Annotated in this window: 11 protein-coding genes; 7 read left to right on the top strand and 4 right to left on the bottom strand. The window is 64.3% G+C overall.

The features are described 5' to 3' along the window. The first annotated feature begins 18 nt into the window (after positions 1-18). Genes MTX23_RS34410 through MTX23_RS34395 form a run of 4 tightly spaced genes read left to right on the top strand, consistent with a single transcriptional unit; the run spans position 19 to position 2,873 of the window. A complete protein-coding gene (locus tag MTX23_RS34410) occupies positions 19-342 on the top strand; it encodes a metalloregulator ArsR/SmtB family transcription factor (RefSeq protein WP_280974510.1) in 324 nt (107 codons plus the stop codon). A 10-nt stretch (positions 343-352) separates the two neighbouring features. Next, a complete protein-coding gene (locus MTX23_RS34405) occupies positions 353-817 on the top strand; it encodes an SRPBCC domain-containing protein (protein ID WP_280974509.1) in 465 nt (154 codons plus the stop codon). A gap of 22 nt (positions 818-839) precedes the next feature. Further along, positions 840-1,685, top strand: coding sequence for a shikimate dehydrogenase (locus MTX23_RS34400; protein ID WP_280974508.1), 846 nt, complete (start codon positions 840-842; stop codon positions 1,683-1,685). 18 nt (positions 1,686-1,703) lie between these two features. After that, complete coding sequence (locus tag MTX23_RS34395; protein WP_280974507.1) at positions 1,704-2,873, top strand: Gfo/Idh/MocA family oxidoreductase; 1,170 nt, start codon at positions 1,704-1,706, stop codon at positions 2,871-2,873. A gap of 214 nt (positions 2,874-3,087) precedes the next feature. Here MTX23_RS34395 and MTX23_RS34390 read toward each other — a convergent pair whose 3' ends face one another. From MTX23_RS34390 to MTX23_RS34375, 4 genes are all read right to left on the bottom strand, one after another. Continuing rightward, positions 3,088-4,398 (bottom strand): ABC transporter substrate-binding protein, encoded by a 1,311-nt coding sequence (locus MTX23_RS34390; protein ID WP_280974506.1) that lies wholly within the window; start codon positions 4,396-4,398, stop codon positions 3,088-3,090. Positions 4,399-4,689: 291 nt separating this feature from the next. Then, positions 4,690-6,246 (bottom strand): MDR family MFS transporter, encoded by a 1,557-nt coding sequence (locus tag MTX23_RS34385; protein WP_280974505.1) that lies wholly within the window; start codon positions 6,244-6,246, stop codon positions 4,690-4,692. 88 nt (positions 6,247-6,334) lie between these two features. Next, positions 6,335-7,498 carry an HlyD family secretion protein gene (locus tag MTX23_RS34380; protein WP_280974503.1) on the bottom strand — a complete coding sequence of 388 codons (1,164 nt, stop codon included), beginning with the start codon at positions 7,496-7,498 and terminating at the stop codon, positions 6,335-6,337. Continuing rightward, a complete protein-coding gene (locus MTX23_RS34375; RefSeq protein WP_280974502.1) occupies positions 7,491-7,970 on the bottom strand; it encodes a MarR family transcriptional regulator in 480 nt (159 codons plus the stop codon). The genes MTX23_RS34380 and MTX23_RS34375 overlap by 8 nt, the downstream gene beginning before the upstream one ends. Before the next feature lie 158 nt (positions 7,971-8,128). Here MTX23_RS34375 and MTX23_RS34370 point away from each other — a divergent pair, with 158 nt between their 5' ends. From MTX23_RS34370 to MTX23_RS34360, 3 genes are all read left to right on the top strand, one after another. Then, positions 8,129-8,617 carry a transcriptional repressor gene (locus MTX23_RS34370; RefSeq protein WP_280974501.1) on the top strand — a complete coding sequence of 163 codons (489 nt, stop codon included), beginning with the start codon at positions 8,129-8,131 and terminating at the stop codon, positions 8,615-8,617. A 252-nt stretch (positions 8,618-8,869) separates the two neighbouring features. Then, positions 8,870-9,826, top strand: coding sequence for a DMT family transporter (locus MTX23_RS34365; protein ID WP_280974500.1), 957 nt, complete (start codon positions 8,870-8,872; stop codon positions 9,824-9,826). A gap of 581 nt (positions 9,827-10,407) precedes the next feature. Then, on the top strand, positions 10,408-11,376 hold the full coding sequence (locus tag MTX23_RS34360; RefSeq protein ID WP_280972113.1) for an IS481 family transposase: 969 nt from the start codon (positions 10,408-10,410) through the stop codon (positions 11,374-11,376). Positions 11,377-11,705: the final 329 nt, after the last annotated feature.

Below are 11,705 nucleotides of genomic sequence, written 5' to 3'. Positions count from 1 at the left end.
AGCAGATATGACATAAGCATGACTAACCTCGACGCCGCCTTCTCCGCGCTCGCCGACCCGACGCGCCGGGCGATCCTGGCGCGCCTCGCCTTGGGCGAGGCGACGGTCATGGAGCTGGTCGAGCCATTCGACATGACCCAGCCGGCGATCTCCCGTCATCTCAAGGTGCTCGAGCATGCCGGCCTGATCGTGCGGCGGATCGAGGGCACCAAGCGGCCATGCCGGCTGGCGCCGCAGGCGGTCGCCGAGATCGATCAATGGCTCGGAATGCTGCGGCGTGCGCTGGAAACCAATTACGACCGGCTGGACGGAGTGCTGGCCGCGATGAAGCCCGAAAAGTGAAAGGTCCCCCATGAGCAAGCTGACGCTGAAGACCGAAGGCGACCGTCATGTCGTCGTTGTCAGACGTTTCAAAGCCCCGCCCGAAGCGGTGTACCGCGCGCACACCGAGGCCGAGCTGCTGCAGAAGTGGCTGCTCGGCCCGGAGGGCTGGACCATGCCGGTTTGCATCAGCGATATCAGGCCCGGCGGCAAGATCCGCTACGAATGGACGGACGGCAAGGGCGGCGGATTTCACCTCACCGGCGAATATCTCGAGCTCGAGCCCTTCAGCCGCATTGTCCATGTCGAGCGCATGCACCTGCCCGATCCGACTCCGGACAATCATGTCGAGACCCGCTTCGAGCCCGACGGCAGCGGCACCTTGATGACGATGCGGATGACGCTGCCCGATGCCGAGACGCGCGCAGCGATGCTCGCGACCGGCATGGAGCATGGCATGGAAGCGAGCTATGCTCGGCTCGACGGCATGAGCTGAAAGCTTTCGCATTCGAGGGACGATGCGCGACCGCTTCCTCACAGGTCTGATTGGATATCCCATCGCGCATTCGGCCGCGCCCGCGATGCATGAGCAGGCGGCTAAAGCGCTCGGCGTTCACTGCCACTATCAGCTCATCCAAGTGGCGGCCGCCGGGCGGGACGATCTGCGCGCGATGCTCGACGGTGTCAGGCGGCTCGGCTTCGCCGGCGTCAACGTCACCTTTCCCTACAAGGAAGCCGTCGTCGATCTCTTGGATGAGTTGACGCCGGACGCGCGCGCGATCGGCGCGGTCAACACCATCGTCGTCGACGGCACGCGGCTGGTCGGGCACAACACCGACGCGACAGGCTTTGTACGCGCGATCGAACCGCTGCTCGCGGCCACGCCGCACGGCGCGATCGCGTTGATCGGGGCCGGCGGCGTCGGCAAGGCGATTGGCTTCGCGCTCGCCGGCCTCGGCGTTGGCGACATCAGGATCTTCGATGCCGAACCCGCCAAGGCCGCGCAGCTTGCCCGCCAATTGCAGGGCGGCGTCGCGGTTCGCAGCATCGCGGCCGCGGTCGAAGGTGCCGCCGGCCTGATCAATGCGACGCCCGTAGGCATGCTGCCGAGCCTTGCGTCGCCGGTGCCGGATGAGTTGCTGCATCAGGCGATGTGGGTCGCCGACGCGGTCTACACTCCGCTCTGGACGCCGCTGCTCACCGCGGCGAAGGCCAAAGGCGCCGCCGTGCTGACCGGCCGCGATCTCGCGATCAACGCGGCCGCAGATGCGTTCGCCCTGTTCACGGGGATGACGCCGTCGTCGGATGTCATGGGAATTGCGTTCGACGCCGTGATGGCGGCGCGCTACGCTTCGCCGGCGTGACGCACAGGGGGCATTCCCATGGCGAAAATCAGGATCGGTCTTGCCGGCAGCGGCTTCGTCTCGGAGCTGCACATGGTTGCCTACCGGCGCGTCTATGGCGTCGACGTCGAGGTGAGGGCGGTCGCGGCGCGCGGCGATCACGTCGTCGCGTTCGCCCGCAAGCATCAGATCCCGACCACCTATCGCAGCTTCGCCGAGCTCGTGGCCGACCGTGAGCTCGACGTCATCGACATCTGCACGCCGCCCAATTTGCACGCCGCGATGATCGTCGCGGCGATGCAGGCCGGCAAGCACGTGATCTGCGAGAAGCCGTTCAGCGGCTATTTCGGCCGGGACGGCGACAGAGAGCCGATCGGCAGGCATGTGCCGAAGGCTTTGATGTACCAGCGCGTGATGGAGGAGATGGAGACAACGCGCGCCGCGATCGAGCGAACCGGGAAGCTCTTCATGTATGCCGAGGACTGGATCTACGCACCCGCCGTGACCAAGACCGCGGAGATCATCCGCGCGACAGGCGACAAGATCCTGTTCATGAAGGGCGAGGAGAGCCATTCCGGCTCGCATGCCGCGCACGCCGCGCAATGGGCGACGACCGGCGGCGGCTCGCTGATCCGCATGGGCTGCCATCCGCTGTCGGCGGTGCTCTATCTCAAGCAGGTCGAGGCCCGCGCGCGCGGCGAAACGATCACGGTTGCGAGCGTCACCTGCGACGTCGGCAATGTCACCGCCGGCCTCAAGCCGGAGGAGCGCGCCTTCATCAAGGCCAATCCGGTCGACGTCGAGGATTGGGGCACGCTGACCTTGACCTTCTCCGACGGCACCAAGGCGACGGTGGTCTCCGGCGACATGATCATGGGCGGCGTGCGCAATCTGATCGAGACCTATACGTCAGGCGGCTCATTGTTCGCCAACATCACGCCGAACACGCAGCTGGTGAGCTACCAGGCCTCCGAGGAGAAGCTCGCGTCCGTCTACATCACCGAGAAGGTCGACCGCAAAACCGGCTGGCAATATGTCTGTCTCGAGGAGGAATGGACCCGCGGCTATTTGCAGGAGATCCAGGACTTCATGGAATGCGTCGCCACCGGCCGCCAGCCGCTCGCCGACCTCGCGCTGGCCTATGAGACGACGAAGGTGAACTACGCCGGCTATTGGGCGGCGGATGAGGGCAGGCGGGTGATGTTGTGAGGTGCGGCGAGCGAGATTGGCGGTAGCGCCGCTCTTTCCTTCTCCCCTTTGCGAGAAGGTGGCGCGCGTAAGCGCGCTGGGTGAGGGGTTGTCGCCGCATACGCAAATCGAGAGAGGGGTACGTACCCCTCACCCGGATCGCATCTTTCGATGCGATCCGACCTCTCCCACAAGGGGAGAGGTGACCGCCGATGCGGTTGCAATTTCGTCGCCCCTACGCCGCGTAGATCGAGCTCTTCGGCAGCGGGAACACCGGATCCTGCGTCCTTATGTTGGTCGGCCACACCACCGAGATGTGCTCGCCGGCGTTCTGCATCACGACCGGCGTCGAGCGCTCGTTCTGGCCGGCCAACGGCGTGCCCGGCGGATAGAACTTCACGCCATAGCCCTGGATGGTGCCGCCGGGCGGGATGTCGACGTCGAGCGCCGCCTTGCGGATCGCTTCCGGATCGAAGCCGCCATATTTCTCCTTGGCGACCGGCAGCACGTTGTTGAGCAGGATCCAGGTCTGGTTGAAGCCCATCGAGCAGTGCGGCGGCACATCGGTCGCGTTGGTCTTCGCCTTGTAACGCTCGACCATGATCTTGGTGAGATCGCCGACCCCCGGCGCCAGCTTGGCGGGATCGAGCAGCTGCGCCGGCACCGGATCGATGTTGCAGAAATTGTCGATGTCGGCGCCGAAGGTCGCGCGCAGCTTGTCGAGCTGGCTGTAGCCCGCGCCGGCGCCGAACAGCATCTTGAACTTCAGCCCGCTCTCGCGCGCCTGGCGCAGGAACAGGGTGATGTCGGGGTTGTAGCCGGCGTGCGAGATGATGTCCGCTTTCGCGCGCTTGAGCTTGGTCACCAGCACGGAGAGATCGGGCGCTGAGGCCGAATAGCCTTCCTTGAGCACGATTTGCAGCCCGGCTTGCTTCGCAAACGCCTCGTCGGCGGCGGCGACGCCGACCCCATAGGGGCCGTCCTCGTGGATCAGCGCGACCTTGACGTCCTTCGGCTCCATGCCGAGCTTGGCCTTGGTGTGCTCGGCGAGGAAGCCCGCAAAGGCCTGGCCGTACTGGTCGGAATGGATCTGCGCGCGGAAGACATATCGCAGGTTCCGGTCCTTGAAGACCGCGGTCGAAACTGCCGTCGTGATCCAGAGGATCTTCTTGTGCTGCTCGACCTTGGCGGCGAGCGGCACCGCATGCGCGCTGGAGTACACGCCCGCGATGATGTCGAGCTTCTCCTGGTTGATCAGCCGCTCGACCTCGTTGATCGCGACGTCGGCCTTGCTCTGTGAATCGACCTTGACGGTGGCGACCTTGAACTTGCCGCCGATGCCGCCCCGCTCGTTGCAGAGCTCGATCGCGATGTCGGTGCCAACAGATGAGGCGACGGAACCTCCCGCCGCGAATGGGCCGGTCATGTCATAGACCGAGCCGATGCGCACCGTTTCGGCCTGGGCCTGCGCGCGTGTCCAATCGAAGCTGAAGGCAGCGGCGGCGGCCGCAGACGTCTTCAGCAGCGTCCTGCGTGAAGTCGGCATGGTGTCCTCCCCATTGCAATCGTCATTCTTGACGGATTTTTGCTTGTTGTTTGAGAAGTATTGGGAGCGCGCGGCGGAAAGTCAACGCGATTGCGGTGCGTCCCGTCTCGTTCGTTAGGAGGAGCGTTGGGCTTGCTAAGCTGTCATCGCCGGGCTTGACCGGGCGATCCAGTAATCCAGAGACAGTTGTGATTGAACCGATAAGCCGCGGCGTACTGGATCGCCCGCCTTCGCGGGCGATGACACGGAAAAGGACGTCTGGCCGTGCGATCGGGGCGCGGACGACGGCGTCTACTCCATCACCGCCGCATGGTCCGACGGCCCGGACTGGTTGCGCAGCGTGGTCTTGGTCGAGCTGATCAGGATCGCCAGTGGCAGCGAAACCAGGATGAAGATCATCATCAGCTGGTAGTCGTGCGCGAAGGCGATGATCTCCGCCTGCAGCTTGACCATTACGTCGGCCAGCGCGCGTCCGGTGTTGGTGTTCAGGTTGAGCTTGGCGGCGACGTCGGGCATCTGCAGCGCGTGGTTGAACGGATTGATGTGCTCCGACAGGATCGCGTAGGTGCGGCGGCTGCCCTGGGTCAATTCGGCGGTGACCAGCGAAATGCCGATCGAGCTCGCCATGTTGCGCACCAGCGTCAGCATCGAAGTGCCGTCGGTGCGCAGATAAGCGGGCAGCGTCAGGAATGAGGCGGTGGAGAGCGGCACGAAGACGAGGCCGAAGCCGAAGCCTTGCACGATGTTCCAGGTCACGATCTCTGGCACACCGGTCTGGTCGGTCCAGCCGCTCATGTAGAATAGCGAGATCACGATCAGCGCGAGGCCGGCGATGATCAGCGTACGCGCCTCGATATACTTCATCAGGCGGCCGACGATCATCATCGCAACCAGGGTGCCGCTGCCGCGGGTCGCCAGCAGCAGTCCGGCGGTGATGATCGGATAGCCGATCACGTTCTGCAGGTAGGGCGAGGCCAGCGCCATGGTCGAATAGAGCGACAGCGAGATCACGATCATGAAGACGCTGCCGGTGACGAAGTTCTTGTCCTTGTACAGCGCGAACTGCACGAAGGGGCTCGAGGTCGTCAGCGAATGCGCGAAGAAGTAATAGAAGCCGACGCCGGAAATGATGAACTCGGCGATGATCTCGTTGGATTCGAACCAGTCGAGCTGCTCGCCGCGGTCGAGCGCGAGCTGCAGCGCGCCGACGCCGACCGCGAGCGCGATGAAGCCGAACCAGTCGAACCGCCGCGTCCGGTCCTGCTTGGTCTCGTCCATGAAGATGATCTGGCCGAGCACCGTCAGCAGCCCGAACGGCAGGTTGACGAAGAACACCCAGTGCCAGGAATAGGTTTCGGTGAGCCAGGCGCCGAGCGAGGGGCCCATGATCGGGCCCAGCATCACCCCCATGCCCCAGATCGCCATCGCGGTGGCGCGTTCCTGCAGCGAGTAGGAGTCGAGCATGACAGCCTGCGACAGCGGTACCAGCGCCGCGCCGAACACGCCCTGCAACAGGCGGAACAGCACCATCTGGTTGATGTCCTGCGCGAGCCCGCACAGCACCGAGGCGATGGTGAAGCCGGCCGAGCAGATGATGAAGATGCGCTTGCGCCCGAAGCGGTTGGCGATCCACCCCACCGGCGCGGTCATGATCGCGGCCGCGACGATGTAGGAGGTCAGCACCCAGTTGATCTGGTCCTGCGAGGCCGACAGCGAGCCCTGCATGTAGGGCAGCGCGACATTGGCGATGGTGGTGTCCAGCGCCTGCATGATCGTTGCCGTCATGGCGCAGACCGTCACCATGTTCCGGCGCAGGCCGGGGACGGCGGATGGCAACGGCTCGGTCATTCAGTTCAGTCCTGTTCGATAGCGGCGTAGACCACCTCTCCCACAAGGGGAGAGGTGAAGTGGCGTCAGCGAGCGATCCCGTCCCATCCTACTCCTGCTGGGCGGACGCCGGCGCGAGGCCGAGCAGGCCGGCCAGCGTGCGGCGGTGGTTGGTGTCGATCGTAGCGTAGACACTCATGCCCGCCTTCAGCTTTTTGACGAACGGATCGTCCTTGTCGAAATAGATCCGCACCGGCACGCGCTGCACCACCTTGACGAAGTTGCCGGTGGCGTTCTGCGGCGGCAGGATCGCGAACTGCGCGCCCGTACCGGGCGAGAGCGAGCCGACCGTGCCCTTGAACACGTGATTGGGGAAGGCGTCGACGTCGAGCGTGACCGGCTGGCCCACCGCGACATAGGTGAAGTCGCTTTCCTTCGGGTTGGCGTCGACCCAGGGGTTGTCGACGTCGATCACGGAGAACACCGGCGAGCCCGCGGCGACGAAGCGGCCGAGCTGGATCTGGTCGACCTGAGTCGCGACGCCGTCCATCGGCGCGCGCAGCACGGTGTGATCGAGGTTGCGCTGCGCGTCGTCGAGCTTCGCCTTGGCCGCGGCGTAGGGCGGGAATTGTTCGATCGGCAGGTCGACATTGCCGAGCAGTTGCGTCTTGGCATTGGAGATCTGCTGCCGGATGTACTGCGCGAGGCTCTCGGCGGTGACTTGCGCGTTCGCCGCATTGTCAAGGTCGAGCTGCGAGCCGAAATTCTGCTTCGCCAGCGTCGACTTGCGCTCGACGTCGCGCTTCTTCAATTCGATGCTCTGCTGGGCGAATTCGAGCATCTTGGTGTTGATCTTGATGTTGTCGACCAGGTTGTCGTAGGTCGTCCTGGTCTGGTCGAGCGCCGCCTTGGCCTGCGCGACCGCCAGGCGGTAAGGCACCGGATCGATCTCGAATAGCTCGTCGCCTTTCTTGACGTGCTGGCCTTCCTTCACGACGATCTTGTCGATCTTGCCGGAGATCTCCGGCGTGATCAGCACCTTCTGGGCGCCGACATAGGCGTCGTCGGTACCGACATAGCGGCCGCCATTGAGATAGAACACGATGCCGCCGATCACCGCCACGATCGGCAGCACCACCAGCAGCAGTGTGCGGCGACGGCGACGCAGGCGGGTCATCAGCCTGCGGCGCGGCTTGCGGGTGATCTGTTCGGGCGCGGGCGTTTCCGGATTGCTCTTCTGCTCGGGTGCCAGCTTGAGGACGGTTTCAGCCATAGCGCTGTTCCTTTCGGGAGGAGTCGCTGGCTGGGCTTTGGATGGCATTGCGAACGTTTTCCTTGATCGATTCGAGTTGGCTGAGCAGGCGATGCGCATCAGTGGGATTGATGCCCCCGAGCGCAGTCGTCGTGAGTTCGGAGCGGAGGCCGGCGAGCTTGCCGAGCAGGGGGCGCGCGGCCTTCCTCAGATAGAGGCGGTTGACGCGGCGGTCGTTTTCGTCGCCGCGGCGCTCGATCCAGCCACTGTCGCAGAGCTTGTCGATCAGCCGGGTCAGCGTGATCGGCTGGATATCGAGCTGCTCGGCGAGCTCGGTCTGCTTCAGGCCCTCATTGCGCTCCACCTTGGTCAGGACGGCCCATTGCGCGCGGGTGATGCCATAGCGCGCGGCCTCCTTGTCGGCGTAGACACGGATCAGCCGGAACACCTCGCCAAGCGTAAAAAGGAAATTGGTCTCCACGGACCCGGGCATGCTCCTGCCTCCATAAGCTTGGGATATAATAAGCTTGCTTATTAAATCTGCATGCCAGGTTAACGGAGGGCTGCTCCGCACTGCACACATGGCTGGAGGGGCGGGACGGCCGGCGCGGGCTTTGGGACCGGGCGCAAAAATGTTACGTTTCGGGCCAAATGAGCCTGGCCAAGCCGACATTCCCCGCGCCCGATCACGATCACGGCCGTTGCGCCGCTGACGCGATGACCCATGCCGAGCAGGTGTGCGCCCGCCGGGGGCAGAAATTCACCCCGATCCGTCGCCAGGTGCTGGGGGCGCTGCTGGCCAGCCACCGCCCGCTCGGCGCCTATGAGGTGATCGACGAGCTCGCCAAGTCGATGCCGCGGCCGGCGCCGATCACCGTCTACCGTGCGCTCGACTTCCTGATGGAGAACGGCCTCGTCCACCGCATCGAGAGCCGCAACGCCTTCCTCGCCTGCGCGCACGACCATGACGAGACCTCGATGGTGGCGTTCCTGATCTGCGACCATTGCGGCTCGGTCGGCGAAATCCCCGCCGCACCCGTCGCGCAAAGCCTCACCGCGGCGGCGCGGGCCTCGGGCTTCATCCCGAAACTGTCCGTCGTCGAGATCGCCGGCACCTGCGCGCATTGCCAGAAATCGTAGTGGCTATGCGATTTGGGCCAACAATCACCGCGAAGACGCTGCGCCCCCTCCCCCGCAAGCGGGGGAGGGATGGGGTGGGGGCTCTCTCCACAAGTCGCACTGTGGAGAGAGCCCCCACCCGCATCGCATCTAATGATGCGATGCGACCGCAGAGCGAGCTTCGCTCGTCTCGACCGCCGCAAGCGGGAGAGGTTAGTCAGCGATCCCAATAAGTCACAGAACAACACGGCATCAAGCCGGCCTCGAGGAAACGTGTCGACGCAAGCGATCATCACCAACGCCGCAAGACCAGTCACCGCCGGGCACGGGCTGCCGCCCGGCGCCATCGCGATCATGCTGATGCTGTGCGTGAGCTGGGGCTTCAATCAGCTCGCGGTCAAGCTCGCGCTGCCCGATGTGCCGCCGATGCTGCAGGCGATGATCCGCTCCGCCGGCGCGCTGCCCGTGATGCTGATCGTCGGCTGGATGCGCGGCGTGAAATTTTTCGAACGTGACGGCACGCTGCTGCCCGGCCTTGTCGCCGGGCTGATGTTCGGGGTCGAGTTCGTGCTGATCTTCACCGGGCTGGTCTTCACCTCGGCCTCGCGGGCATCGGTCTTCCTCTACACCGCGCCGTTCTTCGTCGCGCTCGGCTCGCACCAGTTCCTCGGTGAGCGGCTCAGCGCTGTGCAGTGGAGCGGGCTGGCGTTGAGCTTTGCCGGCGTCGCGCTCGCGATCGGCGTGCCGCAGCCCAATGTCGACGCCAAGGTGCTGCTCGGCGACCTCCTGGTGGTCGGCGGCGGCGTGCTGTGGGCGGCGACCACGCTGGTCGCCAAGGGCACCAACTTGCGCAAGGCCGCGCCGGAAAAGGCGCTCGGCTATCAGGCGGCGGTGTCGGTTCCGATCCTCGCGCTCGCCTCCTGGATCTCGGGCGAGCACATCACGCACATGCCGAGCACCTTGTCGATCTCGCTGCTCGTCTATCAGGCGATCTGGGTGGTGGGCTGCACCTTCGTGATCTGGTTTGCGATGGTGAAGACCTATTCGGCGAGCAAGCTCTCGGCCTTCACCTTCATCACGCCGCTGTTCGGCGTGGTCGCGGCCTATTTCATCATGCACGACACGCTGACCGCCGTGTTCGGCGTCGCCGCGCTGCTGGTGATTGCCGGGCTCTATCTCGTCAACAAGCCCGATCCGAAGGTGACGCCGGATCCGAACGTCCCGGCGTGAGTTCTCGCCCTCATTCTCGGCTCGGTCTTCCGCGTCCGCAGGATGACGGTGAGGTGAGCACACCTCTCAGGCTCCCTCTCCCCTTGCGGGAGAGGGTGGGGAGAGGGGTAAGCCGCGGGTGAGATGATCAATGAGGGCAGCGCCCTCGCAAATTGCGTTCGCTTGCCGTCATGACGAATGCGGAGAGGGCGTCGTGTGGCATCCCTCTCCCTAACCTCGAGAGCGAGCTTCAAACTCCCGCAAGGCGAGAGGGAACCCTTCCGCCGGTGCGTCCCTCACGCGCCAATCACTGAGTTGCCCGACGGCGCAAGACCCTTACGCAAAAATATTTCTGTTTTTCGGAAGCGCAACTCAGTGTATGAATAGCCCGTCTCACCCGCCTGAGGGGCGCTTCGCGATCGTCACGAGTGTTGCGGTGAGATGCGGTGGACGCCGACTGCGCGACTGACGAGCATGCGTGAGGCGGACGGTGAAGTCGTGCAGGCCTGACGCCCTAGTTGTGAGCTTTCAGGAGGTTGTCCATCTGGTCTGAACCGAGGAAGCTGAGGCTGCGACGCTTCAGGGTTCCCCGGAGAGACCAGATGAACATCCACAAGAATGCGCCTTTGACGCCAAAAGGTCGAGCGGCGATGGCGCGGAGCGTGATCGAGAGCGGCCTGACGAAGGCCGCCGCCGCGCGCCAATTCAATGTTACGGCGAAGACAGTCGCCAAATGGGTCAAGCGCTTCCGCGCAGAAGGCGTCGATGGTTTGCAGGATCGGTCCTCACGGCCGCATTCCTTGCCAAGCCAAACCCCGGCCGCCACATGCGCCGCTGTCGAGACGTTCCGCCGGCAGCGCCACACCGGCAAGCAGATCGCGCGCGAGGTCGGGGTCTCAGCAGCAACCGTCAGCCGGATCCTGCGCCGGCTCGGTTTGAACCGGCTGGCTGCGCTGGAGCCGGCTGAGCCGATCCGGCGCTATGAGCGCCAGCATCCTGGTGAGCTGATCCACATCGACATCAAAAAGCTCGGCAAGTTCAATCGGATCGGCCATCGGATCACCGGCGATCGACGTGGGGCGAGCAACCTGCGTTCTCGCCGTCAAGGACCAGGTTGGGAATACGTCCATGTTTGCATCGACGATGCGTCGCGGATCGCCTTCAGCCAGGTCATGAAGAACGCGCGAAAGGGCTGTGCCGTCGCCTTCCTCAAGGCGGCGGTGGCCTACTACGTGAGCCTGGGCGTGAAGGTCGAGCGCGTCATGACCGACAACGGCGCGTGCTACAAATCCGCCGCCTTCCGAAAGGCATGTCAGCGCCTCGGCCTCAAGCACATCCGCACCAAGCCCTATACGCCCAAAACCAATGGCAAGGCCGAACGCTTCATTCAGACCAGCCTGCGAGAATGGGCCTACGCGCAGGCCTACAACACCTCAACAGAAAGAGCCGCGGAGCTGCCACGATGGCTTCACCGCTACAACTGGCATCGTCCTCATGGCAGTATCGGCTCAAAGCCGCCGATCAGCAGGCTCGGATTAACCGGGAACAACCTCTTGAGGCTCCACACCTAGTGGCAGGTGTCTCCTCGCAAGATGCGGAACGCATCTTTGCGAAGACGGTGACAACAAAGCCCAGTCTCGCCGGGGCGAGCACGTATAAGCCGTAAACCATCGCGCAGGGAAAGCCGGAGTGTTTTCCGGTTTCACCTGTGGTCCTACCTCCCGAGCTTTCCATTTGCACGGGACCCATGGGTGCGATCGGCACCCGGCTTTCCCTGCGCCCTCTGATCAAGCGAGGGCGGAACGAGAAGCAAAACTCGGACAAATCATGTCGCGAGAACGCGGACGCACGTCATACACGGTCGTCATGCCCCGCGAAGGCGGGTCACCCAGTACGCCGC

Origin of the sequence: Bradyrhizobium sp. ISRA436, from assembly GCF_029910015.1 — a bacterium.
In the GTDB taxonomy this organism is placed as follows: Bacteria; Pseudomonadota; Alphaproteobacteria; order Rhizobiales; family Xanthobacteraceae; genus Bradyrhizobium.
The sequence above is the reverse complement of the archived record's forward strand: the minus strand, read 5'-3'. Positions and strand labels throughout refer to the sequence as shown.

What these genes read in the sequence shown, in the direction of transcription:
- MTX23_RS34390 (WP_280974506.1), bottom strand. Translation starts at nt 4,398, where the DNA reads ATGCCGACTTCACGCAGGACGCTGCTGAAGACGTCTGCGGCCGCCGCC.
- MTX23_RS34385 (WP_280974505.1), bottom strand. Translation starts at nt 6,246, where the DNA reads ATGACCGAGCCGTTGCCATCCGCCGTCCCCGGCCTGCGCCGGAACATG.
- MTX23_RS34395 (WP_280974507.1), top strand. Translation starts at nt 1,704, where the DNA reads ATGGCGAAAATCAGGATCGGTCTTGCCGGCAGCGGCTTCGTCTCGGAG.
- MTX23_RS34360 (WP_280972113.1), top strand. Translation starts at nt 10,408, where the DNA reads ATGAACATCCACAAGAATGCGCCTTTGACGCCAAAAGGTCGAGCGGCG.
- MTX23_RS34405 (WP_280974509.1), top strand. Translation starts at nt 353, where the DNA reads ATGAGCAAGCTGACGCTGAAGACCGAAGGCGACCGTCATGTCGTCGTT.
- MTX23_RS34400 (WP_280974508.1), top strand. Translation starts at nt 840, where the DNA reads ATGCGCGACCGCTTCCTCACAGGTCTGATTGGATATCCCATCGCGCAT.
- MTX23_RS34370 (WP_280974501.1), top strand. Translation starts at nt 8,129, where the DNA reads ATGAGCCTGGCCAAGCCGACATTCCCCGCGCCCGATCACGATCACGGC.
- MTX23_RS34380 (WP_280974503.1), bottom strand. Translation starts at nt 7,498, where the DNA reads ATGGCTGAAACCGTCCTCAAGCTGGCACCCGAGCAGAAGAGCAATCCG.
- MTX23_RS34410 (WP_280974510.1), top strand. Translation starts at nt 19, where the DNA reads ATGACTAACCTCGACGCCGCCTTCTCCGCGCTCGCCGACCCGACGCGC.
- MTX23_RS34375 (WP_280974502.1), bottom strand. Translation starts at nt 7,970, where the DNA reads ATGCCCGGGTCCGTGGAGACCAATTTCCTTTTTACGCTTGGCGAGGTG.